This is a genomic window from Parvularcula marina, assembly GCF_003399445.1.
In the GTDB taxonomy this organism is placed as follows: Bacteria; Pseudomonadota; Alphaproteobacteria; order Caulobacterales; family Parvularculaceae; genus Parvularcula; species Parvularcula marina.
In genome coordinates this window covers 2218382-2244508 of sequence record NZ_QUQO01000001.1, presented here as the reverse complement: position 1 = coordinate 2244508, position 26127 = coordinate 2218382, and the positions used below count along the sequence as shown (strand labels likewise).

Sequence of the window (26127 nt, the reverse complement as noted above, 5' to 3'; positions counted from 1 at the left end):
GACCTTCAGGTCCATGAAATGCAAAACGGCCGGAGATTTCTCCGGCCGTTTTTTTGTCCGTTGAGATTGTCGGTATTTACGCTGCAAGTTCCGTCTGCGGCACGACACGGTTCCTGCCGCCGGTTTTCGCCGCATAAAGCGCTTCGTCAGCCCGCTTGAGCAGTCGCGGCGGGGTATCCTCCGCATCTTGCGGCTCATGCGTGGCAAGACCGATACTGACCGTCACGTCTAGTTCCTGCCCACTCGACAGAGACATGGGGCGGTTGGCAATATCTTCCCGGACGCGCTCAGCGATCACCCGCGCACCTTCTTGATCGGTTTCCGGCAGGACACAGACAAATTCTTCACCGCCATAACGGCAAGCAATATCCATCCCCCGGACGCAGCGCTTCAGCCGATCGGAAATTTCAACCAGCACTTCGTCGCCAACATCATGGCCGTGTGTGTCATTGACCACCTTGAAGTGATCGACATCGAGAATGATCAGCGAGAACGGCAGATTGCGCTCTTTTGAAAGGCCGAACTGGCGCGGCAGCTGGGACCCCAGATAGCGGCGATTATAAAGCCCGGTCAGCGCATCGGTGACGGCAAGCTCAAGGCTCTGCTGCACGGACTGGCGCAGATCCTCAACATACCACTGACGGCGCAGCTGGGTGCGAACGCGCGCGACCATTTCCTGGCTGTCGATGGGGCGCATCAGATAGTCATTGACCCCGATATCCAGTGCCCGGACGAGTTTGCGCATCTCAGATTCATGGGCGAGCGCCAGAAGAGGCGTCAGCCGTGATTCTTCAAATGACCGGATCGCGGAGCAAAGCCGCAAGGGGTCATATTCTTTCAGCCCCAAATCGACGATCAGCATGTCCGGCGCACTAGAGCGGATATGCTCAATCGCCTTGCGTGGATCGTTCTCAAAATTGAATGTGACACCTTCGGGCAGGCCATCGACATCGTCGCTCAGCCCATCAATGATCAGATCTTCTGAGATGACCAGGATTTCCGAGGTGCGATAGGCCTGATTATCGAGATCGGGCGGCATGATCGCACCCAGCTCCGCGCCTTTGGCGTGGCGATGTCGCAATTCATCCGTCATCTGTTTCAGACGTGTGAGACTCCTGACACGCGCGAACAGGGCAAGATCCTGGACAGGTTTCGTCAGGAAATCGTCCGCCCCGGCTTTCAGCCCGGCAATCCGGTCCGCCTGTTGGTCAAGCGCGGTCACCATCACAACGGGGATATGGCAGGTCCGGGGGTCGGCTTTCAGCCGCTCGCAGGTTTCAAACCCGTCGAGCCCCGGCATCATCACATCAAGGAGAATAATGTCTGGCGAATTCTCGAGCGCAATGTCGATCCCTTCCTGCCCGGACAAGGCCGTCAGGACCTCGAAATATTCGGCCCGGAGTTTGGCCTCTAGCAGCCGCACATTCGGGATCAGATCGTCAACAACAAGAACTCTGGCAGTCATTTGCCTACCCTCACCAGCACCCCTTTGCCAAAAAGCAAAGATCCTACATTGAGAGGGTTCTACCCGAGATACCTTTTCACTTTCTCAAGAAAGACCGGAACCGAGATAGGTTTTGCAATATAATCTTCGCATCCGCCGTCCCGGATGCGTTGTTCGTCGCTTTTCATGGCGAAAGCGGTGACGGCAATGACCGGAATCGCGCGCAATTCCTCGTCCGCTTTGATCTCACGGGTGACATCTAGGCCCGACTGCTCCGGCAGCTGGATGTCCATTAATATAAGGTCAGGCATGTGCTCACGCGCCAGAATCAGCGCGTCCGGGCCGTTCATGGCCTGCAGGACGCGGTATCCCTGAACATCGAGGAGGTCATGAAAGAGCTTCATATTCAGCTCGTTATCCTCGACGACAAGCACCGTTTTGGTTTCGGATGTTTCAGCCATCGAGGACATCATGATTTGCGAACCGGTAACAAAAGGCTACCCCTTTCTGGGAGTGGCGGTTGGGAAAGGCGTTATCAAGACCTTTTTCCCGTCGGACTTTCTGCCGCGAATTAGGTTAATTGCTGGTTGACCCTGAAGATGATGCCTGAGCGATCCGAAAAACAGCTCTGCCGGGATTGCGGAAACACCGCGCCCATGGAGGAGCTGTGCCCCAATTGCGGCTCGGCACGGACGGTTCGCCATCCTGAACTTTTCTCCCTCGGCATTGCCCATGTCGATTGCGATGCGTTTTTCGCCGCGATCGAAAAGCGAGACCGCCCGGAGCTGGCCAACAAGCCCGTCCTTGTCGGCGGAGAAGTGCGCGGGGTCGTTGCCGCCTGCTGTTATATCGCCCGCTCCTACGGCATCCGTTCGGCAATGCCGATGTTCAAGGCAAAACAGCTCTGCCCTGAGGCGGTCGTCGTCCGGTCAAGCTTTGATAGATATAAAGAGGCGGCCCATCAGATCCGGGAAGAGATGCGCGCGCTGACCCCGCTGGTCGAGCCCGCCTCCATTGACGAAGCCTATATGGATATGACGGGCACGGACCGCCTGCATGGCGCGCCGCCCGCCGCAACACTCGCCCGGTTCGCCCGGCGGATCGAGGAACGGGTCGGCATCACCGTCTCTATCGGGCTCAGCCATAATAAGCTCCTTGCCAAGATTGCATCCGATTTTGACAAGCCGCGCGGCTTTTTCGTGATCGGGCGGGAAGAGACCGCCGCCTTTCTTGCACCCCATCCCGTCAGCCTGATCCCCGGCGTGGGTCAGGCCTTTGCCGCCCGCCTCTCGCGAGACGGCTTCAGGACACTGGGTGATGTTCAGAAAGCTGATGATGCCTGGCTTGAGAAGAAATATGGCGACCATGGCCGCTCGCTCGCCCGCCGCGCGCGGGGCGAGGACCGCCGCGAAGTCGTCACCAGCCATGAAACGAAAAGCGTCTCGGGCGAGACGACGTTCAATGAGGATCTCTCCGACCGTGAGCCGCTGGAGGATCGCCTCTATGCCATGGCAAAGAAAGTCTCGACCCGCGCTAAAGCAGCCCAGCTGGCTGGCCGGGTCGTCACCCTCAAGCTCAAAACACATGACTTCAAGAGCTTTACCCGCCGGCGGACCTTGCCGCATGCAACGAACCTCACCGCGCTGATCTTCGAGACTGGGCGCGAGCTGCTTGCAGAGGAACTGATTGAGGCGCCCCGGCGCAAATACCGCCTTATCGGTGTCGGGATTTCCGACCTCGTCGATGCCGACCTGATGGATGACGGATTTTTGTTTTCCGGCGACCACAAGCGTATAGGAAGGCGGGAGAATGCCGTCTCATCCCTTGCCGAGAAATTCGGTGACGGGGTCATTGGCACACTGAGAGATTACCGGACGACCCGCAAGAAAAAGGACTGATGCCATGTCGATCATCGCCCGCCTCGAGGAACTGGGGCTCGAACTTCCCCAACCCGCCGCCCCCGTCGCCTCCTATGTGCCGACGCAGATCGTGGGTGAGCTTCTTTATATTTCGGGGCAGGTCTCAATGACGGACGGCCAGATCATCAAGGGATGCCTTGGCGGCAGCCCGGCAGCCGGGATCACGGCTTTGTCGCTAGAAGAAGGGATTGCAGCAGCCCGTGCCTGCGGGATCATGCTTCTCGCCCAGGCGCGTGCCGCGCTCGAGGGCGATCTTGACCGGGTTGCGTCCTGTGTCCGGCTCGGCGGGTTCGTTGCATCGACGGCTGACTTTTTCGATCACCCGAAAGTCATCAATGGCGCGTCGGATTTGATGCTCGATGTCATGGGAGATGCAGGCAAGCACACCCGCGCCGCCGTCGGCGTGCCGTCACTGCCCCTCGGCGCTGCTGTCGAGATCGACGGGATCTTCCGTATTCGTTAGGCGAAGGATTTCGACCGCCGCGCGCGAGGCTGAATCGCCCTGCCCGACCAGTTCGGGCAGGAGACGCCGGAAGGCTGACAATTGCAGACGGCGCGCTTCCTCGTCACGGAACAGCCGGACGATATCGGCCCCCAATTGCTCGGGCGTGCAGTCATCCTGCAGCCGCTCAGGAATGATCGCCTCTTTGGCAAAGACATTCAGGATGGAGACATATTCCGTCACAAGTACTTTCTTTGCCCAATAGGCCGTGAGCGCATCAACTTTGTAGCCGACAACCATCGGCGTGTTGCAAAGCGCCAGCTCCGTCGTCACCGTACCAGAGGCGGCAATCGCGACATCCGCAGCTTCGAATGCATCGAAGCGGTCATCGGCGGAGATGATGATCGGTTTGACCGGCCATTGGTCAGCGCTGGCTTTCACGATCTCCTCGACCGCGGGCGCCGCCGGGATCACGACCTTGAGGCCGGGAATTTCTTCTGCCGCAACCGTCACCGCATCGGCAAAGGGGATGAGGAGCCGCGTCACCTCGCCCTTGCGACTGCCCGGAAGGACCGCAAGCAGGGGCGAAGGGCCGATATCATGACGTGCCCGAAAAGATGGGCCCGAGCGCGGCACCTGTGACACCGCTTCGAAATTGGGATTGCCGACAAAGACTGCCTTCGTGCCCACCTCTTCGAAATAAGGCGGCTCGAAGGGCAGCAGTGTCAGGACAAGATCGAAATGATCACGGACGAATTCTGTCCGCTGCGGGCGCGAGGCCCAGACCTGTGGCGCGCCGAATTTGACGATTTTCGTGCCCGGGCTGCGTTTGCGGATGCGCTTGGCGCCAAGCCGAGAGAAGCTCCAGCCATCAACAAAGACAGCAATGTCGATCTTTTCCTTCTCGCAGATCGCGGCGAGTTCGCGTGAGCGACGCCACGCTTCGGGCAGGACGCGGGCAACATCCGTGAACCCCATCACCGAAAAGGCGGAGGTATCGAAACGGCTCTCAAAGCCTTCGGCGGCCATCAGTGGGCCACCGCAACCGGTCAGCTCAATCTCTGGAATGAGGGTTTTCAGCGCCCGGATAAGAGAGGCCCCGAGTGCATCCGCGGAAGGCTCCACCGCCGCGAGGAGAAGGCGGGGCGCGGTCACGTCCGGCGTTTCAGCTCTTCGGCTGAATAGGCATGGATGAAAAGTCCGCGCTCATCGGCGAGACGGATCGCCTCTTCGGCATCGAGTAGCAGGGATTCCCCCGCCGCAATCGCAATACCGGCAAGGCCGGCTTCGGCGGCAAGCTCGACTGTCCGTGCCCCAATGGTTGGCAGATCAATACGCATTTCCTGCCCCGGCTTCGGCCGTTTGAGAAGGAGACCTGCACGGTGCCCGCCATCTCCTTCTTCGCCTTGAAGCCGCGCGATAATCGGTGCGGCCCGGCGCAGCATGGCATCAGTTCCCTCTGCCGCCTCGACAGCAACAACAAAGCCCTCGCGCACGATTGCGCCTTGGCCGACATCAAACGGACCGATAGCCTCAATGAGAGCTGCGGCCTTTTTCATGTCCGCATACGCCACATCGTCAGGTACGATCTGGCCCAGAGTGCCCGCCTCGCTGCGCAGGACGCCGGTGACCTCTTCAGCGCCGATGACAAGGAAGCCCTCAGCCGCGAATGTCTCGACCAGCACGTCGAGCATCGCGCCATCGCCCTTGCGGGCAGCGGCCACGACACGTGGCAAGAGCGCCGCGCCGCGCCAGTCGGGTTTGAGCTGACCGAAATTCGGCCGCTGGACGAGGCCCGCAAAGACGACGGCATCGCATTCAGATTTTTTCAGAAGGCGGATGATCTTTCCCGCCTCGCCGATCCCCGCATCATCGCCAGGAAATGCCTTCATCGCCTCATCGGCGAACCCGTTGAGCCGGATCACATGATAGGGCGCGTCCATGTCGTGCGCCGCCTGCGCCAATTGGCGCGGCAGCTCGCCGCCCCCGGCGATGATCCCGACCTTTTCCCAACGGCGGCTCATCTTTTATTTCTCCGGCAGGCAAAGCGGCCGGTCGGCATCGGCCTTCATGAAATTGATGATGGTCATCGCCTCGGGGACTTCAGAGAAGAGCGAGGTTGCATCCTCGAGCCGTTCCTTCAGCGTGCCTTCCTCGGCAAACAGCATGCGATAGGCAGAGCGAATGGCGTGGATCGTCTCCCGCTTCATTCCGCGGCGCTTCATGCCGACAATATTTAGCCCTTCAAGCCGGGCATGGTTCCCGAAGGCAGAGCCGTAAGGGATAATGTCCGTTGTCAGAATACCGCCGCCGCCAAGGAAGGCAAAGGCGCCGATGCGGCAGAACTGGTGAATGGCGCAGAGCCCGCCAAGGAATACGCTCTCGCCGATATGGATATGCCCACCCAGCGTCGCGTTATTCGCCATGATGACCCGGTCATCGACCGTGCAGTCATGCGCGACATGCGCGCCAACCATGAAAAGGCAGTCATTGCCGACACGGGTTTCGCCATGCCCCTGCACGGTGCCGGTATGCATCGTCACATGCTCACGGATTTTGTTCCGTTCCCCGATGATCAGGGTCGTCGGCTCACCCTTATAGCCATTATGCTGGGGCGGCGCGCCGATCACGGCAAAGGGATGGATCTCGGTTTCCGCCCCGACGGTCGTGTGCCCCGTCACGCTGGCATGAGAGAGGATTTTCACCTTTTCCTTGAGAACGACATTCGGGCCGATATGGGCATAGGCGCCAATCTCAACGGACGGGTCGATCTGCGCGCCGTCCTCGATAATCGCGGTGGGATGAATACTCATGAGCTTAGTCCTTGGGCGGCGTCATCATGGCACTGAAGGCGGCTTCCGCGACCAGCTTGTCATCGACATAGGCCTTGGCTTCATATTTCCAGACCGGCGGGCGGCGGGCTGTGATCGTCGCGCGGATACGCAATTGATCACCGGGGACGACAGGTTTTCTGAATTTGGCTTTCTCAACGCCCATGAACAGGACGATATTATTGTCCGTATCCACATTGTCGATATAGGCGGTATAGGCCGCCGCCGTCTGCGCCATCGATTCAATGATCAGCACACCGGGCATGACCGCCATTTGCGGGAAGTGCCCTTCGAAGAACTGCTCATTCGCGGTCACGCCCTTGACGCCCGTGGCCCCGTCTTTTGAAATCTCGACAATCTTGTCGACCATCAGCATCGGGAAACGGTGCGGCAGGATCTCCTTGATCGCAGCCAGGTCCAAATCGGGCAGAAATTCTGTATTTTCTTCGGTCATTTGCTTCCTCCCTTTTTGGTCAGTTTACTGAGGGCTGCAACGTCTTTCATCCACTCGCGTGCGGGCTTGGCGGGGATACCGCCCCAGCGCTCGCCCGGCGGCACATCTTTCATCAGGCCCGATTTCGCGGTGATCATCGCGCCTGCGCCGATCGTGACATGGTCCGCCATGCCGGCCTGCCCGCCAATCATGACGCCGTCGCCAATCTCGCAAGAGCCTGAAATCCCCGTCTGGGAGGCGATCAGCACACCCCGCCCGATGCGGCAATTATGGGCGACCTGCACAAGGTTATCGATCTTGGTCCCGTCGCCGATGACCGTATCGCCAAGCGTGCCCCGATCGACGGTGGTATTCGCACCGATATCGACATGATCGCCGATCATGACGCGCCCAAGCTGGGGCAGTGGCAGAGCCCGGCCCTCATCGGCGACATAGCCAAAGCCCGCCTCACCAATCCGCGCGCCTGCAAGGATCACGCATTCGCGGCCGATCACAGCATGGGAGATTGAGACATGAGCACCGATCCGCGTGCCCTCGCCGATCACAACGCCGGGGCCAATGACAACGCGAGGGCCGATCACGGCATCCGCGCCGATCACCGCGCCGGGCATGACGATGACACCTTTGCCCAGATGCGCGGATTTGGCGATGTTCGGCTCATCCATCTCAGGCAGCTCTTCATCCCCGGCGAGGTCTGAAAGCGGCCGGTGCAGCGCCTCGGCAAGCCGCGCAAAAGCAGCTTTCGGCGTGTTGGCAATCGCAATCGTTGCCTCGGGGAAGCGTGCAGCAGCAGCTTCGGCAGCTTTCTCGTTCGTCAGGATCAGGCTCGCCTCGCATGCCTCAAGCGCTTCGATGTCTCGAGCGCTCTCAGCAAAGACAACGGCGCCCTCGCCCGCATCGGTGAGCGGTGCGGCATGGCTGATCCGGTGCTGGCCTGCATCGGAATGGCTGATCTCGGCCCGGGCCACAGCGATCGCATCGATCAACGGCAGCGGCGGACGGGTGAGAAAAAATCGGGGATCTGGCCGGAAACCGCCGGCCGGCTGTTCAGTCGTCATGACCCATGCCCTTAGGGCTTCCCATCTTCACTTGCACCCCTTTCCTTCGGGCGCGAGGCAACAAAAAACCGGGCCCGTTTCGGGGCCCGGTCTTAAAAAGAGTAAGCAGTCCGGCTTATTGCGCGGCTGCCTGTGCCTGTTTCTGGGCTTCGGCGACTTCCGCAACGAGGCCATCGACCGAAAGGGTCGAGAGCGAGCGGTTCACAGCAGCCAGAACTTCCGGTGTTGCATCGAATTTGGAGCTGTAGTGGCCCAGAGCGGTCTGGCGCTCGATAACATCGACGCGTTTGGATTTTGCAACATCCTCAAGGCTGTTCACGATCGCTTCGTTGATCTTGGCTTCAGCAAGCTCACGGATGAGGCCGAATTCCTGGCTCACGCGTTGCTGGCTGGCCTGAAGGGCCTGACGTTTCTGGTCCCACTGACCGACAAGTTTCTTTTGCTCGTCGCTGAGGCTTTGCAGCTGTTGCGGCGTCTTGTCGGCAACGATCTGCTCGACAGCAGCCGCTTCGCTGTTGATCTCGTCAGCGATCGGCTTGAGCTTGGAAGCAACTTCCGCGCTCTTGGTCTGCAGCTCTGCCTGAAGTGCTTTCCAGGCATTGGAATCATTCACCACTTTGGCGTGGTCATAATAAGCGGTTTTCTGTGCAAGAGCCGGCGCGGCCCCGACAACAAGCATGGCCGCCGCAGCGGCGATAAGTTTCTTCAACATTGGACACCTGCCCCTGGTTATATCGTGGACCGGGATGTCTCCATCCCGCAACGCACGACTGCTTAACGGCGGAAGAGCCCCCCGGCCCGTTACCGTTTCGTGAAATTTAACGACCTTTAGAAGGCCCCGCCAGCACTGAAGCGAATGACCTGCTCTTCGTCATACTCTTCGCGGACCAGCGCTTCGGCAATATCGATCTGGACCGGGCCGAAAGGCGAGTTCCAGTTGATCGAGAGACCCGCTGAGACGCGGAGCGAGAAGTCATCCTGCACCGGCTCATCCCCGACGCCATTCCCGTCGTAATCGATATAGGAGAGGAGGTTCTGGTTCAGCAGCTTGTCATCCTCATCGATCACACCGACGGCACCGAAATCGGTGAAGAGTGCGGCGCGGATGCCCTGCTCAGGCGGGGTGGGAAGCGGAATTTTCGCCTCCAGTGTCCCGATAGCGTAGGCGCGTGCGCCGATCGCGCGATCGACTGTGTTCGTGCAGAGCGTGCCGACGGGGTCGCCGTCAAAGCGTTCATAACGGGCTGTCCCGGCAATCCGCGTCCCGCCAGAGCGGCACTGGATATAGCGGGGGCCGACACCAGCGACGTCAAAGCCGCGGAAGCCCCGGTTGCCGCCTTTGAAGAAGCGGTCGTTCACGCGAACGCCGTCATCGCCAAAGCCATCGACGTAGCCTGCATCAAACTTCAGCGCACCGACGAAATCAAACGGCAGGCGCTGATAGATCGAGCCGCGAGCGGTCGTCTGAAGGAAGTTCACATCACCGCCGACACCGGCGAGCGACTGACCGACATCAAAACGCCAGCCGGCGCTTGGGTCGATCGGATCGTTCCGGCGGTCAAAGCGGAGGTTATAGCCAATCTGTGAGGTCAGGCGCTTACCGCGGCTGTCACAGGTCGGATCAATGCTCGACGTCAGGAAGTCACAGCGGTTGGCAACAACTGTGTTGGTGCCGTTAAGCGTGAAGCTTGCGCCTGCGACCAGGATATCCTGCGGTGACTGACCGGCAAGCAGCGTCTGCTGGCCCGGAATCTCAAGCGTGATATCGTCCTGACGCAGAAGATAGCTGAGGCCAATCGAGCCGAATTCGGAAACCGGGAAGCCGACGTTCAGACCGGCGCCATAGCTGTCCGAAACAAAGCCCGCTTCTTCGAAGTCCGTGCGGTTGGCAAAGACCGAGAAGCCAGAGCGCAGGCGGCGACCAAGGAAGTAAGGTTCAGTGAAACTGATCCGTGCCCGGCGGGTCCGAGAGGAGCCCGAAAGATCAAGCAGGAGATACTGGCCACGGCCAAGCAGGTTGCGCTGCTCAAGCTGGAAGTTGACGATGAACGCATCAGCCGAGCTAAAGCCCGCGCCGACCTGGAAGGAGCCGGTCGACTGTTCCGTCACGGCAACATCGAGTTCCGTCCGGTCAGGCGCTGAGCCCGGCTGTTCGGTGACTTCAACTTCCGAGAAATAGCCAAGGCCCTTGATCCGGCGCTCGGAGCGCTCAACCAGCACCTTGTTGAAGGCATCACCTTCGGCAAGACGCATCTCACGGCGGATGACGCGGTCGAGGGTCTGGAAGTTGCCGCGGATATTGATCCGCTCGACATAGACACGCGGGCCTTCATTGACCTCAAAGACGACATCGACTGTCTGGGTCTCAGGGTTCCGGGTCAGGCGCGGCTGAACATCGACGAAGGCGTAACCGGCAATCCCGGTCGCGTAAGTGATCGATTCTTCCGCCTGCTCCATAAGTTCGGAGTTGAACTGCATGCCCTGACGGATCGGGATGACCCGCTCGAGGCTGCCGCCCGGCACTTTTTCGAGCGATGTCCGCACATCGATCTTGCCGAATTCATATTGCGGGCCCTCTTCCACCGTGAAGGTGATGTAGAAGTCCTCGCGGTCCGGCGTCAGCTCAGCGACAGCAGAGACAACAGAAAAGTCCGCATACCCTTGCTTCGTATAGAATTCGCGCAGGAGCTGGCGGTCATATTCGAGACGGTCGGGGTCGTAGTTGTCGTTGGACTCAAGGAAATCCCACCAGCGCGTTTCAGCGGTCAGAACCGCCTTGCGCAGCTCGGCATCAGTGAATTCCTCATTGCCGATGAAGGTAATCTTGGCGACGCCGGTTTTCGGGCCTTCGTCGATCTCGAAGATAACGTCGACGCGGTTCTGCGGCAGCTCGATGATTTTCGGCACCACGGTCGCAGCGAATTTGCCCTGCGCGCGGTAGATATCGATGATCCGCTGGGTGTCGGCCTGGACCTTTGCGCGAGTATAGATAGCGCGCGGCGAAAGCTGGAGCTCTTCGGTGAGCTTGTCTTCCTTAGTCTTGTTGCCCTCAAAGCGGACGCGGTTGACGATGGGGTTTTCCAGCACGTCGACGCGCATGGTCCCTTCATTGTCGAACGTGATCTCTGCATCAGCAAAAAGGCCGGTGCCGAAGAGCGCTTTCAGCGAGGAGTCGATGACGATCTGGCTGACCGGCTGGCCCGGGCTGATCGGCAGATAGGACCGGATGGTCCCTGATTCGATCCGCTGGTTGCCGGTGACTTCGATCCGCTGAACGATCGGCGACTGCTGGATCGCACCCGGCTGGGCGGCGCCTTGCGGGGCCGGCTCCTGCGCCATGGCTGATGCTGAAAGTCCGATGATCAGGGGCGCAACACCGCCCATCAAGATTGCCTGAAAGCGTTTCGCGCCCATATCACCCATCCGTTAGACCTGCGGCGCCTTACGCCGGGTCGCCCTCAATACTCAACTCTCGCCTGCCGTCCAGTGCCAGCATCAAAACAGGCCCACCACATCATTGACGATGACGAAGATCATGAACGTTCCGACGATCGCGAGGCCGATGCGGAACCCGATCCCCTGTATCCGGTCACTGAGTGGCCGCCCGGCGATAGCCTCGTACGCGTAGTACACAAGGTGCCCCCCGTCCAGAACTGGGATTGGAAGGATATTCATGAACCCAATTGAGACAGAAATCAGCGCCGCGAGGTTGATGAAGGTCTGAAGGCTAATAAGAATGCGGTCTGTGAGCGGAATCTCGTAAGCCGGATTGAAGCCAGCCTCCGCTGCCTGTCCGGCATATTTCGCAATTTTCACGGGACCGCCGAGCTGGCGAGGGTCTTCCTTGAAGGAAATCAGCCGGCCCAGATAGCGCACGGTAACGCCCAGCACTTCGCCAACCTGCTCGACCCCGGCCTTCGCCGCAGCCGCCGGTCCGAGCCGCTGGAGCGGATCGCGTTTCGGCCCAAGACCAAGCGTATCAAAGCTCAGCTCATTGCCTTCGGTGTCCGTCACGGTGACGGAATAGATTTCCACATTGCGGGTCAGCTCCTGACCATCGCGCTCAATGATGACCGGCACAGTCTCGCCTGCGCGTCCCTCCGTGACGAGCCCGATATCCGACCAGGTGAAAATCGGCTGGCCATCAACGGAAAGAACCCGGTCGCCCGCCTCAAGCCCGGCCCTCGCCGCTGTCGAGTCGTCAATCACCACCCCGATCACGGGGTCGGTAAAGGCGACAATGCCGAGCTGTCCGACGCGGACTTCATTCCCAAAGCCATCCGTCTGAGTAACGCGCTTGGGCACAGCAATCAGCGTCAGCTCCCTGCCGTCGCGCTCGACCTCAAAGGTCAGGGTCTCGCCGGAGGAGAGCTTCACCCGCGTCGCCATATCTGTGAAATCGCGCACCCGACGACCATTGAGCGTGAGGATCTTGTCGCCGGCTTCAAAGCCCGCCTCATCGGCTGCGGTCTCGGCCTGTACCCGTCCGACAACGGGCGTGATTTCCTGTGTGCCGACGGTGGCGAAAAGGATCGCAAAGATCACCGCGCCAAGAATGAAATTCGAGAACGGCCCCGCGGCGACAACCGCCATGCGCTGCCAGACCGGTTTGAAATGGAAGCAGACTTTTTTCTCTTCTTCGGTCAGCACCGCGGCGAGGCGATCCTTCTCCGAATTGAACTGGGTCGTCATCGGATGCTCTTCATGCTCATCCGTGCTGGTGCCTGCGGAAGCCGCATTCGCATCGCCGAAGAATTTGACGAACCCGCCCAGCGGGATCGCCGCGATCTTCCAGACCGTGCCTTTCTTGTCGGTCCATTTGAGCATGGCCGGGCCGAACCCAATCGAGAATGTATCGACCCGGATCCCGCAGAGCCGCGCCACTTTGAAATGGCCGTACTCATGGATGAAGACGATGAAAGCGAGGAGGACCGCAAAGGCAGCCAGAGAAATCCCGATAGAAACCAGTAATTCGATCATGAAATTGATACCCGCGCAGCCGCGCCCTGTTCTATTTAACCGTTGAGCCGTGCGATGCGCTGGCGCGCTGCTTCACGGGATGCTGCATCCGCCGAAAGGACCGCCTCAAGTTCGGTCGAGACACCTTCCGGCCGCGCCGATGCGAGACAATGATCGGTGATCTCCGCAATGTCCAGAAAACCGATGTGACCGTTGAGAAAGGCTTCGACCGCCACTTCATTCGCGGCATTCATCACTGCCGTCATCAGCCCGCCCTCATCAAGACTTTCACGCGCCTGCCGCAAAGCGGGGAAGCGCTCCTCATCCGGTGTCTCGAAGGTCATGGTGCCAATCTTTGCAAAATCGAGGGGCTCAACCGGAGTCGGGATCCGATCCGGCCAGGCGAGCGTCGAGGCAACCGGCACCGTCATGTCAGGCGGCCCGAGCTGTGCCAGCACCGAGCCATCAACATAATCGACCATCGAGTGAATGACCGACTGCGGATGAACCAGGATCTCGATCTTCTCCTTCGGCGTCGGGAAAAGATAGGCGGCCTCGATCCGCTCAAGACCCTTATTCATCATGGTCGCGCTATCGACCGAGATTTTCGCGCCCATGGTCCAGTTCGGATGGGCGACGGCTTCCGCCGGGGTGATCCCGGCCAGCGTCGTGCGGCAGCGCTCACGGAACGGCCCACCTGATGCTGTGAGGATGATCCTCCGTACCCGCTCAGGGCGTTCGAAATCATAGACCTGAAAAATCGCGTTGTGCTCAGAGTCGACCGGCAGGAGCCGCCCGCCGCCCTTGGCCACTGCCGCCAGCACCGCATCGCCCGCGCAGACAAGGCATTCCTTATTGGCAAAGGCGATATCGGCGCCGCGCGTGGCGGCGGCCAATAAGGGCTGGATGCCTGCCGCGCCGACGATCGCCGCCATGACCCAGCCCGCATCCATCATCGCTGCTTCAATCACCGCCTCGACGCCGGCGCCATGGCGTATGCCGGTCCCAGCCAACGCGTCAGCGAGCGCCGGCCCCGCGGCTTCGTCACAGACGGCGGCGAACTCCGCCCGGTGAGCAATCGCAAGCTCTGCCAGTTCTTTCGCATTGGAATTGGCGGTGAGGGCCACGACCTCGATATCGGCTTCGCATGCGGCGTTCGATGCCTCAATCAGCGACAGGGTGGTTGTCCCGACGGAGCCGGTGGCCCCCAAAACTGTCACGCGCCGAGAAAGCGTCATTCCTGAAACCCTGATTGCCTGTTCTTCTCTTAGGCAATGCCTTGCCCGCGGGCCACCAGTAAGAGCGCAAGTGCTGTTGCGGCAAGGATAAACCCGTCGAGCCGGTCAAGGACGCCGCCATGGCCGGGGAAAGCTCCGCCCGTATCCTTGACCCCGTAAGCCCGCTTCAGCGCGCTTTCGAGCAGGTCGCCTGCAATCGTTGCCAGCGCTAGCGCAAAGCCTGTCAGCATCAGCCTTTGCGGTGTGAGTAACAGCCCGCTCATCAGGCCGATGACCATCGCTGCCGCTGCGCCGCAGAAGAGCCCGCCAATCGCTCCGCTCCATGTCTTGCCGGGCGAGAGCTTCTCCCACAGCTTCGGCCCACCGATGAAAGTGCCGAAAAGATAGGCGCCGCTATCGGTCGCCCAGACAACCCCGAACAGGACCAGCGTCAGCCCGAGCCCCGTCTCCGGGATGTGCCTGATAAAGAGAACCGCGATCGCGGGCAGGACGAGATAGACCGCCCCGACCAGCGGCCAGGACACCGCTGGCTTCTTTCGCAGCTCCAGAATGGTCGCGAGCCCCCCGCCCCCGAGCGCAAGGCCGATGGCGAGCCAGTACTGCCCGCCTGCCGCAAAGAACACCGCCGCAATCGCGGTGAATGAAAGCGTATAAAAACCACGTGAGAACTCCGCCCGGTCGACAATCCGCGCCCATTCGAAAATCAGGATGATCACCATGAAGGCGATCAGCGCCGAATAGGCGCGCCCGCCACAGACCACGACACCGACCGCAATCGGGATCAACACGGCAGCCGTCAGCGCACGGGTGAGCAGCCCGCGCATTTTCGATGCGGACTTGTCTTCGCTCACGACTGGCGGATCGGTATCACTGATGGGTCTTCTCCCGACGAAAAGGCGCGGGGCCGGTCATGGCCGCGCGCCGTTCTGTCAGGTTACGGGAAGAGGGAAAAGCTCCCCTTACCAGCGAATGAATTTCGGCATCAGCAGATAGGAGGCAGCCGAGACGACCGCGATGCCCGCGCCGTACCAGAGACCCAGATACCAGATCGAGACCATCGGGCATTGAAGCGAGAAGACAAAGGCACCGAAGGCCCCGCCCGCAAGCCCCGCAAGGAAGGCCGAGCGGCCCGGCTGGGTCGAAGCACCCTGCATCATCAGCATACCAAGGACCAGCGTGACCGGCAGCGCAAGGCTCGCAACCGAGATGGCACAATGCATTCCCGCAGACGGCACAAAGCTCGCTGAGAAACTGCCTCGCCAAGTGAAATCAAAGACGAGGATCGATGCCGCAAGCACGCTCAGAATGATTGCCAGTGTCCCCTCGCCGATCCGCTTTGCCGCCGGATTAAGCGACAGAATCGCCAGCGTGATCGCCGCCACGGCCAGTGCGCCGAAAATCACGAACTTCGCCGTCATGCGGACAGGGTCGGCCGCATAGGCCGCCGCCAGAATCTGCGAATCAAAAAAGTAGGTGAAACCGACCAGCTCGATCGCGGCGACAGCCAGAACAGCAAGCAGCTCAAGCCCGGCATGGCGCCGGGCGACAGGTTCAGCGGTGGCGGTCAGGCCATTGATGAAATCACTACTCATACGATTTCTCCAACAGTTTCATCAGTTTCTTCCGTGCCCGGTGGATATTGACTTTGACGAGGGAGGCACTTTGTCCCGTCGCCATGGAGATTTCCTCAACCGATCGGCCCTCGATCTTGGCAAGTTTCAGGACCGTCGCCTGCGCCTCCGGCAGATGGCCGAGCACATTCTCGAGCACGATCCGAGAGAGGACTGTCTCTTCATGACTGTCGATCCCGTGATCGTCATGCAGCTCACTCTGCTCATGCCGGTAATGGCTGCGCAGCCGGTCGAGCCATTTGAACCGGGCGATCGCAACGAACCATGGCGGGAAGGGTCTCGATGGATCGTAGGTGTGGCGTTTCCTGTGGACGGCGAGCAGGGTCTCCTGAATCGCGTCCTCGACATGTTCGGGCGCCAGCCGGCGCGGCAGATAGGTTTTCAACCATGCCTCGCACTGGGTCAGCGCCTCATTATAGGCTCTCTTGTCGCCTTTCTGGGCGCGCGCCATGAGCTCACCAACAGGCGCAAGGTCGATACCCGGCACCCGCCGCTTGCTCTGTTCTGGAAACTTCACAACTTCCATGCTCTCCCTCGCCGCGCTCCCGCGATGCCGGTTTCAACGGCTTATTCGCCGTGCCGCCGCAGAGGTTACATGGGGCGGGAATGCCACGTAAAAAAGAAGGCCCGTTTCTGGGCCTTCTTCGTCTTGCTTGACTCTGACACTGCATTTTCAGCTCTCTCGCGGACCGAAAGATCGGAGATGCCTGTCGTCAAACAGATCCCGGTGTCTCCTGACCTGCAGTCGCGCTAGCTTCCCCTTCACCGGGAAACTGCCCAGAAATGCACATAAGACCCCCGCAACCATTGGCATCATTTCAAGAAATGAAGCGTCACTGGTCGGGACTGGCGAAAGTATTATGGCCAGAAAGCCAGCCGTCCGGAGCAGAAGCTGCACTGATCCGCACATGACCCAGAACATGAAAATGTCGAGATAGGCATCCGCACTTGATTGATGGTCTCTACCAAGACGACTTTTGAGAATATACACGACAGCCTTCGAGCCAATCCACCACATGGCTGCACAGGTCAGGATCGCCAACTCTGTAATCAGAATAAATTCCGGCAACCATGATGGAATATTACCGATGGTGACCCAGCCACTCATTCTCAGCAATGCTGGTACCAGCAAAACCAGAAGTAAGCGCATAGTGATTCCAAATATGTATTGATGCCGCTTCATTCCCGCCTCCTCATCGCTGACTGATTCCGCCTCATCAATTTCAATATCGCCCAGCACCCCTCTCCTTTGGGGAGAACAACACCGCCACCACATGTAATACGTGTAAGAATAAATAAAAACGCCGCTGCAAATCGCAGCGGCGTTTTTTGACAGGAATGAATCCTAAGCCTTCACGGCTCCTCGCTTCCGTTGCAGCCGAAAATGCTGAGCATCACATCCTTTGTAACCCAGCATTCATCAGGATCAAAAATGTCAGCTCCGTCAACCTCAACGCTCGACATCGTAATCTCCACACGATCATTCTCGATGCGTTGCGCAACGACCGCCACGGCAGAATCACTGCCAATCGCCGCAAAGCAGACAGCTTCTCTCATCTGTGTCCAGAACGCTTCATCGGCCGACGTTTCAGCCGCATCAGTTACGAGAGTCGGACGACCATAACTGACCAGCCCGCGTGGCGCCCTCGTAAGAAATGTCAGGCTTGAATCATAAACATACGCCTTCTCGAGAAGACCACGGCGGCGGCGGCGAGGAATCGCAAGCAGAGCGTCATTCAAAAGGATACGAAGCCCAGAAACACGCCACGGATTTGCACGGATCTCCCAATCCTCAAACTTCTCCGGGCGAATTGATGCCGCAGAGGAAAGAAGAAAGGGCTCCTGACGAAGCATAGCCCTGAAAACACGAAAACAGGCTCCCGCCTGTGCCATATCCTTGATTCGCGTGACGGTACGTTTCGTCAGCGCATTGTCCCGCACATCGGCCCTGTCGCCACCAGCGTAGAAAAGTTCGTCCAGAACGTCTTTCTTCTGGGCACCTTCCGAAATCTGCACCGGGCGCTGCGTCACATCCCCTTCGATGTCATATCGTTCATCCTCAGTGAAAACCACCTGCGGCGCCGAAACTGCCAATTGCGCGCGGATGATCTCGCTTGATGAGAGGAACTTAATACCCTCATCTCCTTCATCGTACGGACAATCACTCCTCAAGAGGGCAGTCGCCGAATTATCAAACAAATGTCCATTACTCATGGGTATTTCTCCATCAATCCCATATGCGAAATTATCGGTGGTCGCGCACCCGCGCGAGCCATCCGCTCGGTTCAGTTCCCGCCACAACTCGATCTAGCAGGTCACAATCTTCAATCAGTCTCCTGAATAGTCGATCAACCTCCCGCACCTGGTCTGGGGTTACCCGCCCAACATGGCGATTAGCACTCAATGCTATCGCGATTTTTTCTGCACTCTTGTCACGGGAAATGACCGTGCAAGTTGCTGGATCTATCCATCGCCTGCTGACGATAATCGCAGTGAAGTGACATTCCTTTTCGATGGCGCGAAACAGGCGCTCCAAAGGCAGCCGACAGAATTTCAGTAATGCAGGTTCGGAGACCTGCAAGTCCCCACCCTGCGCCACAATGGCTGAATCGGCACAACCCTCTGCTAGCGGATCAATGGGATCATCCATTTGAACATTGCGCTCTCGCCAACGTCCTTCCGAGCGCAGGAAATCGATGATCTTGTTTTTGGCGACTGATGTCGTCCAGAGAAATTCGTGATCCTCATCTGCCCAGGGATGCACGTGGTTTTTACGGCGCTCACACCAGACAAGAAACACATCGTTGGTGATTTGCTGCACGGCATGCTGATCATGACGCGGGCAGATTCTGAATGATCGAACAATTTGGGACATCCGAGCATACGCCTCATTATAAAGGCGGCGTTGCTCGATAGTTCTGAGCTCGCTCATCGTTGCTTCCTCTACCGTTCAAGCACCAATAGAGGCGCTCAATGTGGTCATCGGCAGAGGCGGAACTATTTGGGGGAATTCCCGCTAAATTTCTGGATTATAAAACGAAACGCGATCACCTCACCGATATGCACGGAAAGGTTGCGCCAACGGGAATGGTGGCGCAATTTAATAAAACGGCAAGTTTCTAAAAATGTCGGACGAAGGCCGAAAAATAGCGCTTCTTCGGCCTAACGCTGGAGTTATGGCCGTGCGCCGAAGCGCCTTGTGCGGGCCTGGTATTGCTCGACCGCGCCGAGGAATTCCTCGCGCGTGAAGTCCGGCCAGAAACAGTCAAGGAAGACGAACTCGGCATAGGCCGCCTGCCACAACAGGAAGTTCGAAATCCGCTGCTCGCCTGAGGTACGGATGATCAGATCCGGGTCCGGCGCGCCGCCCGTATCGAGCGCGTTGGAAAGCACCGCCTCGTCAATATCGGCAGGATCAAGCTGACCTGCCGCCGCGCGGCTGGCAATTTTCGTCACGGCCCGGACAAGTTCGTCCCGCCCGCCATAGTTAAAGGCGATCTGCAGCGTGTAGCCCGGATTATCCGCCGTCCGCGCCTCTGCTTCCTCGACATGGCCGCGAATATCATCGGGCAGCGTATCTCGATCCCCGATAATCTTTACACGGATGCCCTGATCGGCGAGCTTTTTGAGGTCTTTGGCAAAGAACTGCCGCAACAGGTTGAGAAGGTGCTGCACCTCCCAGTCAGGCCGCGACCAGTTCTCTGTCGAGAAGCTGTAAAGCGTTAGATGGGTGAGCCCCAGCTCCTTTGCCATTTCGACCGCGCCGCGCGCCGCCTCGACCCCCTGCTGGTGGCCCTTGAGGCGCGTGACGCCCTCGCGGCTCGCCCAGCGGCCATTGCCATCCATGATGATCGCCACATGGCGCAGGGGTTTTTCGGCGTCGGGCTCTTCTGAGCCCTTCGCCTTGTCGAACATGCGTCCCGCAAAGCGGGCTGTCTGGCTCAGCACCATGACATAAGATCCTTATGCAGATTTCCGAAGGGCATGCCCCTCAGACCTGCATGATTTCTTTTTCCTTAGCCTCGTGCATGTCATCGACCTCCTTGACCTTGCGGTCGGTCAGTTTCTGCACGTCATCAGACATCTTCTTCTGGTCGTCCTCAGAGACGCCCTCGGCCTTTTTCGCTTCTTCCATGCCGTCCCGGCGGACATTGCGGATCGCGACCTTCGCGGCCTCCGCATATTTGCCGGTCATCTTGGCGAGATCCTTGCGGCGCTCCTCGGTCATCGAGGGCATCGGGATGCGCACGGTCTGGCCATCGGTCACGGGGTTCAGATCGAGCCCAGAATCGCGGATCGCCTTCTCAACCGCGCCGACGAGGCCCTTGTCCCAGACCTGCACTGACAGGGTGCGCGGATCGGGCACGCCGACCGTCCCGCACTGATTCAGCGGCATTTCGGAGCCGTAAGCATTGACCATGACCGGATCGAGGAGGTTCACGGTGGCCCGGCCCGAGCGGAGGCCCGCATATTCGGTCTTGAGCGAGGCAATTGCCCCATCCATCCGCTTTTCGAGTTCCTTCATATCGGGGCCGTCACTCATTTTTCCGGTTCCTTCTTTATATCGGTCGTGCCTGAGGTAGCGGCTTATGAACGAAGTCCGGACCAAACGAAAGCGTCTCGGTCAAAGAGGTGAGCCAATGGCTTGAGTTTGGCCGGTTATTGGAGAAAACTGGCCTTTCTGCTGCCGACGAAGAAGGGGAGACGTCGTGCGAGGCCTGCTATTTCTGCTTATTCTGGCGCTGCTCGGGGCAACCGGCTTTTACGCCTATAAATATTTCTCAGAACCACAGACCTATCCCGATGGCAGCATCGGTCGCGTCGAACGCGAGCAGACCCAGTCGGAAATCTGCATCACCGAAGATGGCGACTGCTCGGTCGCGGCGGTCGAAGACAGCTTCTTTATCAACAATATGCTGCGCACGAATGAAACGGGCGTGATGCGGGCTGTGCTGATCGACAAGACAGAATTGTCAGTCGGGCCGCATACTGAACTTGTTATCAACGAATATGTTTACCAGCCGCGCACGATCGGTACATTCGGCATGAGCCTTGTAACCGGTACGCTGCGCATCCTCTCGGGCAATGTCAGCAATGCCAAGGAAAAAGACCTACTTGTTCAGACGCCGGCTGCCAGTATCGGTATCAGAGGCACAGACTTCTGGATTCGCCAGCTGGGCGACAGCCTTGATGTGGTCCTGATCTATGGCGAAGTCGAGATCACGAATGAAGCCGGTACAGTCACATTAAGCAATCAGGGCGACTATGCCTTTGTCGCGGGGCCAGATGCCGCGCCCGTCAAGCGCACGGATCTCTCGCGCAGTGAAGTTTTCGAGCTTCTCTCCTCGACCACCTTCGATGATGAACTCGAGGCCCTTCTCAACCCGGACAATAATTTCCGTCCGGACGGGGAGGAATAAGCCATGCATCATGCCGCACTGAACCGCTTATGCCTCTTCCTTATCGGCTTCGTCCTTCTGGCGCTGGGCCCAGCTGCAGCGCAGGAACGCCAGCTGGCGGAAGACAGCGATGTCATCATCCTGTTTGACAGCTCAGCCTCCATGCTCGTCGAAGTCGACGGTACGCCGAAGATCGACCTTGCCCGCGAGGCTGCGAACAGCCTCCTCGACAGCCTGCCCGCCGGACGGCGGGTCGGCCTTGTCACGGTCGGCCCCGGCTCTCGGACGCTCTGCGGCTCAATTGAAACACCCGTCCCCCTAGGCGGAGACCGCGAGCTTGTCCGCAAGACGCTGGCCGATGCGACCCCGCGCGGCTTCACGCCCTTATCCTCCGCCATCGAACAGGTGGCCGAGGACTATGCCGGCAGCGCCCGGCCGATCGAGATCGTCCTTTTCAGCGACGGCGGCGATCAGTGCTTCCGCGACCCGTGTGAGGTCGCCAAGAAACTCGAAGCCGCCAATGCGCGCTTTACGGCGCATGTCGTTGCCGCGGGCGACGGCGATGAGATCAAACTCCCCGAGCTTAAATGCATCGCCGAGGTTACCGGTGGCCGCCTCGTCAGCCCGGCGGAAGTCACCGAGCTTGTCGGCCTGACCCCGCCGGCTGTCCCCGACGAAGAGGAGACCGATGCGAGTGTTCAGCTTGTCGCAACTGATGCCGCTACGGGCGAGCCGCTCGGCGAGGATGTTCAATGGCTGATCATCGGCAGCGAAAGCGAAGACATCATCTATCGCGGCACGGGCTCCGGCGTCGGCCTCGATGTCGAGATTGCACCGGGTACTTATGATTTCGTGGTCATCACAGAGGACGAAGAGCGCGGTGCCGCGCGGCGCATAACCATCGATCCGGGCGCAGAGCGCAGCATCACCGTGCCGGTCGAGCGCAAGACTGAAGAGCCGGTGGAGGAAACCCCGCCGCCCGCGACGCTTGAAGAGCGCCCGCCTGCGCCGGTCGAAGAGGTGGAGGAAGAACCGGCAGCAGCGCGGCTTCGCCTCGTCGCCACCGACCTTGAAACCGGCGCGCGCCTTCAGGAAGACGTCGAATGGCTGATCATCAACAGTGACAGCGAAGACGTGGTCTATCGCGGCAAGGGGCCGGGCGACGGCCTGACCGTCGATATCCCGCCGGGCACCTATGATTTTGTGGTGATCACCCAAGCTGGCGAGCGCGGGGATCTGCGCCGCCTGACATTGGCGCCGGGCATAGTGCGCGGTGTCGTCGTGCCGGTGCGGCGAACCGTCCGGGAGACCCCGCCTCCTGCAACGATTGATGAACGCCCGCCGGTCACCGAAGCCACCCCGCCCGTGATCGAGGAAGCTGACGAAGTGGTCGAGCTGCGCCTCATCGCAACCGATGCGGCGGCCGACACACCGATCAGGGACACTGTGGCCTGGACCGTCACCAACCGTGAGACCGGCCGGACCGTCTATCGCGGCAAGGGGAACGGCACCGGCATCACCATTGAGGTGGCGCCGGGCGTCTATGATTTCACCGCCCAGATCGCGACCGGCGAGCGCGGCATGGCCCGCAGCGTTGAGGTCCAGCCGGGCTTCCCGCAGACCGTGATCGTCACGATCGAGCGCAAGCAGACGCAAGAAACATCGCCTCCCGCGATCATCGATGACGGCCCATCGACAACTATCGATCCGACGCGCCGCCCGCCTGAACTCAACCCGCCGGTCACGGATCGCGGACCTTCCGTGAACGAAACCGAACCCCCACAGGTCGCAGAAGAAGAAAAACTGGCGCGCTTCCGCCTTCTCGCGATCGACGCCGCAACCGTGAAACCAATCGGCGAGGCGATCGACTGGATCGTCGTCCGTACCCGCACGGAAGACGTCGTCTATCGCGGCAAGGATTCAGGCTCCGGCATCACGATCGAGCTGCCGACGGGCACATATGACTTCCGGGCAACGACCGCGAGCGGGGACAGAGGCGAAGTGCGGGGCATGCTTGTCCTGCCGGGCGTCACGCAGGTCGTCACCGTGCCGATCAAGCGATCAGCTCAGGCCAGCTTACGGCTGCGCACCGATGGCCGGATCTATGTCGGCACCGATCTTGTCGTCGACTGGCAGGGCCCCGGCCAGAGAGGCGATTACATCGCCATCGCCCGGCCGAATGATCAGAGAGAAGAAGAAACCGCGCGCATCTCCGACGCCCGCCGCGTGACCATCCGCGTGCCCCTCCTGCCCGGCAGATATGAGGTCCGCTATGTCATGGGCCAGTCCGGCGAGGTCATTGCGCGCCAGCCCATCGATGTGATCGATGTCGGCGCGGACCTTTCTGGCCCGCGGCAGGTCCGGACGGGCGAGACCTTCCGGGTAAGCTGGCAGGGTCCGGGGCATAAGGATGACCGGATCACTATTTCGGCCCCAAGGGCGAGAGCATCGTCCTTCATGGATGCGGCCTATGCAGGTGAAGGCAATCCCGTCACCTTGACCGCGCCGAAGAATGCCGGGCGTTACCAGCTCCAGTACTGGCTGCGTGGCGAGCGGTTGATCGCGACACAGAATATCGATGTGGTGGCGGATACTCCCCCGGTCATCAATCGCCGCCTGCAGGAAGTGCCGAACAGGCAGCTTGAAAGACTACCGCAGCAGCAACCACAGCGGCAACAACCTGCGCCTCAACGTCAGCAGCCGCAGCGCCAACCCCAGCCGCAACCGGACAAGGAACGGCCGCGCTAAACCCGGATGATCAGGAAGAAGTCACTCGTCCGGCTTCGGACGAAAGCGAACCTAGCCGTTCGCGCTCTCTGATATCACCGTGAATGTGCCCGTTCCGGCAAGGGCACCCTCAATGCCGCCTTCGCGAAGAGAGAAGACGACGATCGGGATGCCATTCTCGCGTGTAATCGCAATCGCGGCCTGGTCCATGACCTTCAGGTCGCGGCGGAAGACATCAAGATAGGTCAGGTGATCGAAGCGTTCCGCATCAGGATTTTTCTTCGGATCATCCGAATAGACGCCATCAACCTGCGTGCCCTTCATCAGGGCGTCACAGCCCATCTCGGCAGCGCGCAGCGCCGCAGCGGTATCGGTTGTAAAGAACGGATTGCCTGAGCCTGCAGCAAAAATGACGACAATGCCTTTGGAGAGATGCCGCAGTGCGCGGCGGCGGATATAGGGCTCGCAGACGGCCGTCATCTCGATCGCGGACATGACCCGGGTCTCAACCCCGATCCGCTCGAGCGCATTCTGGATAGCGAGCGCATTCATCACGGTCGCCAGCATGCCCATGTAATCGGCACTGGCCCGTTCCATCCCGCGTGCCGCCATTTGCAGGCCGCGGAAGATGTTCCCGCCGCCGACGACGAGGCAGATCTCCGAGCCCAGCTCACGGGCGCGTTTCACCTGGCTTGCGTATCGCTCAACCGTTTCGAGATCGATCCCGAATTCCTTGTCGCCCATCAGGGCCTCACCGGAAAGCTTCAGGCAGACGCGCTTATAACGCGCCGGCGTCTCGGGGATCGACACATCGGACTGGGACATCAGGCACCTCACGGGGAATTTTTGGCCCGTTATCAGATGCTGCCGCGCGTTTCTAGGTGAAACCTGCTCTGCAATGTCGCACGAGGTGCTCGCCGCGCCCGATTGCCAGCCCGAACGGATTTTGGTGGGGTGCCGACATGCACAAACGCCCACTGCCCAAGGCCCGCCCATGCGCTTGATCGAGGTCACTTTTCCGGACCATTGCACCTCCGATGTGATGCGTGCCGTCGAGGAGGCTGAGCCCGTCTTTCACCGGCTGTTCGAGCCCGATGATGATGACATCAGGCTGCTCAAGGTTTTCTTTGGCAAGGACGACACGCAAGGCTTCATCGACAAGCTGCAGTCGGTCTGTAACGGCAGTGACAATTGGCGGATCCTCATCTTGCCGGTTGAGGGCACGGCGCCCGCGCTCGACAAGCCAGAGGATGAGAAGAAACAGAAGCGCGTCGCCTTGCGTGAGGAGATCTACTCCGACGTCGCGGACGGCGCTGATCTGTCTACTGATTTCTTTCTCTTGACCCTTGCCTCGACGATTGTTGCCGCTGTCGGTCTGAATGCCGACAGTGTCGCCGCCGTGATCGGCGCCATGGTCATCGCGCCCCTGTTGGGGCCAATTCTTGCCTTCAGCTTTGCCACCGCGCTTGGCGACGGAAAGCTCTCCATGCGCTCTGCCCGCAATGCAGTGCTCGGTCTTCTTGTCGGGACAGGCGCGGCAGTCGTCATTGGCCTGATCATCCCGGTCAATCTCGAAAGTGAAGAGCTGATGAGCCGCACCATTGTCGGCATCGATTCCATCGCACTTGCGCTGGCGGCCGGAGGAGCGGCCGCTCTCTCCATCTCAACCGGTGTCGCAGGTGCGCTGGTCGGCGTGATGGTCGCGGTCGCGCTTCTGCCGCCTGCCGCAGCCATCGGACTTTTCGTTGGTGCAGGAGAGTTTGTGTTCGCGGCCCGCTCCGCGCTCCTCCTCACCGTCAATGTCATCTGCATCATGCTGGCGGCGCAAGGCGTCTATGCCTTCAAGGGCATCCGGCCACGGACCTGGCTGGAGAAGAAATCAGCCGAAGGGGCAGTGCGGAATAATATCATTATCCTCGGCCTTCTTCTGGCAGCCGCAGCTACGATCATCATCCTGACCCAGACCTCCGTCCTACCGGACATGGATCTCCCTGAATAAAAAAAAGCCCGCCACAAAGGGCGGGC

General features: G+C 59.8%; 25 protein-coding genes. 5 read left to right on the top strand and 20 right to left on the bottom strand.

Going from position 1 to position 26127, the window contains the following annotated elements; all coding sequences use genetic code 11:
- Nucleotides 1-76: 76 nt before the first annotated feature.
- Nucleotides 77-1465: a PleD family two-component system response regulator gene (locus DX908_RS10845; protein WP_116392353.1), complete on the bottom strand. Its 1389-nt coding sequence runs from the start codon at nucleotides 1463-1465 to the stop codon at nucleotides 77-79.
- Between the two features lie 59 nt (nucleotides 1466-1524).
- Entirely contained in the window at nucleotides 1525-1905 is a 381-nt protein-coding gene (locus tag DX908_RS10840) for a response regulator (protein WP_147303775.1), read from the bottom strand.
- A gap of 138 nt (nucleotides 1906-2043) precedes the next feature.
- On the opposite strand from DX908_RS10840, the gene DX908_RS10835 reads away from it, so the two are divergent.
- Together DX908_RS10835 and DX908_RS10830 are read left to right on the top strand one after the other, a co-directional pair.
- Nucleotides 2044-3342, top strand: coding sequence for a DNA polymerase IV (locus tag DX908_RS10835; protein ID WP_325047970.1), 1299 nt, complete (start codon nucleotides 2044-2046; stop codon nucleotides 3340-3342).
- Between the two features lie 4 nt (nucleotides 3343-3346).
- A complete protein-coding gene (locus tag DX908_RS10830) occupies nucleotides 3347-3826 on the top strand; it encodes a RidA family protein (RefSeq protein WP_116392350.1) in 480 nt (159 codons plus the stop codon).
- Here DX908_RS10830 and lpxB read toward each other — a convergent pair.
- The 17 genes from lpxB to frr all read right to left on the bottom strand — a co-directional run bounded on the left by lpxB (nucleotide 3773) and on the right by frr (nucleotide 20519).
- Nucleotides 3773-4960 (bottom strand): lipid-A-disaccharide synthase, encoded by a 1188-nt coding sequence (lpxB, locus tag DX908_RS10825; RefSeq protein ID WP_116392349.1) that lies wholly within the window; start codon nucleotides 4958-4960, stop codon nucleotides 3773-3775. The two genes, DX908_RS10830 and lpxB, sit on opposite strands and share 54 nt — an antisense overlap.
- Nucleotides 4957-5829: an LpxI family protein gene (locus DX908_RS10820; RefSeq protein ID WP_116392348.1), complete on the bottom strand. Its 873-nt coding sequence runs from the start codon at nucleotides 5827-5829 to the stop codon at nucleotides 4957-4959. The genes lpxB and DX908_RS10820 overlap by 4 nt, the downstream gene beginning before the upstream one ends.
- A gap of 3 nt (nucleotides 5830-5832) precedes the next feature.
- Nucleotides 5833-6618: an acyl-ACP--UDP-N-acetylglucosamine O-acyltransferase gene (lpxA, locus tag DX908_RS10815; protein WP_116392347.1), complete on the bottom strand. Its 786-nt coding sequence runs from the start codon at nucleotides 6616-6618 to the stop codon at nucleotides 5833-5835.
- A 4-nt stretch (nucleotides 6619-6622) separates the two neighbouring features.
- Nucleotides 6623-7090, bottom strand: a complete 468-nt coding sequence (gene fabZ / locus DX908_RS10810) for a 3-hydroxyacyl-ACP dehydratase FabZ (protein ID WP_116392346.1) — start codon at nucleotides 7088-7090, stop codon at nucleotides 6623-6625.
- Nucleotides 7087-8148 (bottom strand): UDP-3-O-(3-hydroxymyristoyl)glucosamine N-acyltransferase, encoded by a 1062-nt coding sequence (gene lpxD / locus DX908_RS10805; RefSeq protein WP_116392345.1) that lies wholly within the window; start codon nucleotides 8146-8148, stop codon nucleotides 7087-7089. The genes fabZ and lpxD overlap by 4 nt, the downstream gene beginning before the upstream one ends.
- Nucleotides 8149-8263: 115 nt before the next feature.
- Complete coding sequence (locus tag DX908_RS10800) at nucleotides 8264-8860, bottom strand: OmpH/Skp family outer membrane protein (RefSeq protein ID WP_116392344.1); 597 nt, start codon at nucleotides 8858-8860, stop codon at nucleotides 8264-8266.
- A 116-nt stretch (nucleotides 8861-8976) separates the two neighbouring features.
- Nucleotides 8977-11562, bottom strand: coding sequence for an outer membrane protein assembly factor BamA (bamA, locus tag DX908_RS10795; protein WP_233508675.1), 2586 nt, complete (start codon nucleotides 11560-11562; stop codon nucleotides 8977-8979).
- An 81-nt stretch (nucleotides 11563-11643) separates the two neighbouring features.
- The gene (gene rseP, locus DX908_RS10790) at nucleotides 11644-13128 is read right to left on the bottom strand and encodes an RIP metalloprotease RseP (protein ID WP_116392343.1); all 1485 of its coding nucleotides are present in this window, start codon (nucleotides 13126-13128) and stop codon (nucleotides 11644-11646) included.
- A 35-nt stretch (nucleotides 13129-13163) separates the two neighbouring features.
- Nucleotides 13164-14345, bottom strand: coding sequence for a 1-deoxy-D-xylulose-5-phosphate reductoisomerase (dxr, locus tag DX908_RS10785; protein ID WP_116392342.1), 1182 nt, complete (start codon nucleotides 14343-14345; stop codon nucleotides 13164-13166).
- Nucleotides 14346-14374: 29 nt separating this feature from the next.
- Nucleotides 14375-15196 (bottom strand): phosphatidate cytidylyltransferase, encoded by an 822-nt coding sequence (locus tag DX908_RS10780; RefSeq protein ID WP_116392341.1) that lies wholly within the window; start codon nucleotides 15194-15196, stop codon nucleotides 14375-14377.
- A 108-nt stretch (nucleotides 15197-15304) separates the two neighbouring features.
- Nucleotides 15305-15937, bottom strand: coding sequence for an NrsF family protein (locus DX908_RS10775; RefSeq protein WP_116392340.1), 633 nt, complete (start codon nucleotides 15935-15937; stop codon nucleotides 15305-15307).
- Nucleotides 15930-16502 carry a sigma-70 family RNA polymerase sigma factor gene (locus DX908_RS10770; protein WP_116392339.1) on the bottom strand — a complete coding sequence of 191 codons (573 nt, stop codon included), beginning with the start codon at nucleotides 16500-16502 and terminating at the stop codon, nucleotides 15930-15932. The genes DX908_RS10775 and DX908_RS10770 overlap by 8 nt, the downstream gene beginning before the upstream one ends.
- Nucleotides 16503-16649: 147 nt before the next feature.
- A complete protein-coding gene (locus DX908_RS10765; protein ID WP_116392338.1) occupies nucleotides 16650-17216 on the bottom strand; it encodes a hypothetical protein in 567 nt (188 codons plus the stop codon).
- Between the two features lie 113 nt (nucleotides 17217-17329).
- Nucleotides 17330-18277, bottom strand: a complete 948-nt coding sequence (locus DX908_RS10760) for a hypothetical protein (protein ID WP_147303774.1) — start codon at nucleotides 18275-18277, stop codon at nucleotides 17330-17332.
- Nucleotides 18222-18908 carry an RNA polymerase sigma factor gene (locus tag DX908_RS10755; RefSeq protein WP_116392336.1) on the bottom strand — a complete coding sequence of 229 codons (687 nt, stop codon included), beginning with the start codon at nucleotides 18906-18908 and terminating at the stop codon, nucleotides 18222-18224. Before DX908_RS10755 ends, DX908_RS10760 begins: the two co-directional genes overlap by 56 nt.
- Nucleotides 18909-19150: 242 nt before the next feature.
- Nucleotides 19151-19927 (bottom strand): undecaprenyl pyrophosphate synthase, encoded by a 777-nt coding sequence (gene uppS / locus DX908_RS10750; protein WP_116392335.1) that lies wholly within the window; start codon nucleotides 19925-19927, stop codon nucleotides 19151-19153.
- A 40-nt stretch (nucleotides 19928-19967) separates the two neighbouring features.
- Nucleotides 19968-20519 (bottom strand): ribosome recycling factor, encoded by a 552-nt coding sequence (gene frr, locus DX908_RS10745; protein WP_116392334.1) that lies wholly within the window; start codon nucleotides 20517-20519, stop codon nucleotides 19968-19970.
- 166 nt (nucleotides 20520-20685) lie between these two features.
- On the opposite strand from frr, the gene DX908_RS10740 reads away from it, so the two are divergent.
- Together DX908_RS10740 and DX908_RS10735 are read left to right on the top strand one after the other, a co-directional pair.
- Complete coding sequence (locus DX908_RS10740; protein ID WP_116392333.1) at nucleotides 20686-21396, top strand: FecR family protein; 711 nt, start codon at nucleotides 20686-20688, stop codon at nucleotides 21394-21396.
- Between the two features lie 3 nt (nucleotides 21397-21399).
- Entirely contained in the window at nucleotides 21400-24123 is a 2724-nt protein-coding gene (locus DX908_RS10735; RefSeq protein ID WP_116392332.1) for a vWA domain-containing protein, read from the top strand.
- A 51-nt stretch (nucleotides 24124-24174) separates the two neighbouring features.
- Here DX908_RS10735 and pyrH read toward each other — a convergent pair whose 3' ends face one another.
- Nucleotides 24175-24927: a UMP kinase gene (gene pyrH, locus DX908_RS10730; RefSeq protein WP_116392331.1), complete on the bottom strand. Its 753-nt coding sequence runs from the start codon at nucleotides 24925-24927 to the stop codon at nucleotides 24175-24177.
- A 169-nt stretch (nucleotides 24928-25096) separates the two neighbouring features.
- On the opposite strand from pyrH, the gene DX908_RS10725 reads away from it, so the two are divergent.
- The gene (locus DX908_RS10725) at nucleotides 25097-26101 is read left to right on the top strand and encodes a TIGR00341 family protein (protein ID WP_158548682.1); all 1005 of its coding nucleotides are present in this window, start codon (nucleotides 25097-25099) and stop codon (nucleotides 26099-26101) included.
- Nucleotides 26102-26127 lie beyond the last annotated feature (26 nt).

Coding starts and splice junctions, on each gene's coding strand:
- lpxD (WP_116392345.1), bottom strand. CDS start 8,148: ATGACGACTGAACAGCCGGCCGGCGGTTTCCGGCCAGATCCCCGATTT.
- fabZ (WP_116392346.1), bottom strand. CDS start 7,090: ATGACCGAAGAAAATACAGAATTTCTGCCCGATTTGGACCTGGCTGCG.
- rseP (WP_116392343.1), bottom strand. CDS start 13,128: ATGATCGAATTACTGGTTTCTATCGGGATTTCTCTGGCTGCCTTTGCG.
- DX908_RS10830 (WP_116392350.1), top strand. CDS start 3,347: ATGTCGATCATCGCCCGCCTCGAGGAACTGGGGCTCGAACTTCCCCAA.
- frr (WP_116392334.1), bottom strand. CDS start 20,519: ATGAGTGACGGCCCCGATATGAAGGAACTCGAAAAGCGGATGGATGGG.
- DX908_RS10725 (WP_158548682.1), top strand. CDS start 25,097: ATGCGCTTGATCGAGGTCACTTTTCCGGACCATTGCACCTCCGATGTG.
- DX908_RS10800 (WP_116392344.1), bottom strand. CDS start 8,860: ATGTTGAAGAAACTTATCGCCGCTGCGGCGGCCATGCTTGTTGTCGGG.
- DX908_RS10770 (WP_116392339.1), bottom strand. CDS start 16,502: ATGGAAGTTGTGAAGTTTCCAGAACAGAGCAAGCGGCGGGTGCCGGGT.
- DX908_RS10835 (WP_325047970.1), top strand. CDS start 2,044: ATGATGCCTGAGCGATCCGAAAAACAGCTCTGCCGGGATTGCGGAAAC.
- DX908_RS10845 (WP_116392353.1), bottom strand. CDS start 1,465: ATGACTGCCAGAGTTCTTGTTGTTGACGATCTGATCCCGAATGTGCGG.
- DX908_RS10775 (WP_116392340.1), bottom strand. CDS start 15,937: ATGAGTAGTGATTTCATCAATGGCCTGACCGCCACCGCTGAACCTGTC.
- DX908_RS10820 (WP_116392348.1), bottom strand. CDS start 5,829: ATGAGCCGCCGTTGGGAAAAGGTCGGGATCATCGCCGGGGGCGGCGAG.
- dxr (WP_116392342.1), bottom strand. CDS start 14,345: ATGACGCTTTCTCGGCGCGTGACAGTTTTGGGGGCCACCGGCTCCGTC.
- DX908_RS10755 (WP_116392336.1), bottom strand. CDS start 18,908: ATGAGCGAGCTCAGAACTATCGAGCAACGCCGCCTTTATAATGAGGCG.
- pyrH (WP_116392331.1), bottom strand. CDS start 24,927: ATGTCCCAGTCCGATGTGTCGATCCCCGAGACGCCGGCGCGTTATAAG.
- uppS (WP_116392335.1), bottom strand. CDS start 19,927: ATGGTGCTGAGCCAGACAGCCCGCTTTGCGGGACGCATGTTCGACAAG.
- lpxA (WP_116392347.1), bottom strand. CDS start 6,618: ATGAGTATTCATCCCACCGCGATTATCGAGGACGGCGCGCAGATCGAC.
- DX908_RS10840 (WP_147303775.1), bottom strand. CDS start 1,905: ATGGCTGAAACATCCGAAACCAAAACGGTGCTTGTCGTCGAGGATAAC.
- bamA (WP_233508675.1), bottom strand. CDS start 11,562: ATGGGCGCGAAACGCTTTCAGGCAATCTTGATGGGCGGTGTTGCGCCC.
- DX908_RS10735 (WP_116392332.1), top strand. CDS start 21,400: ATGCATCATGCCGCACTGAACCGCTTATGCCTCTTCCTTATCGGCTTC.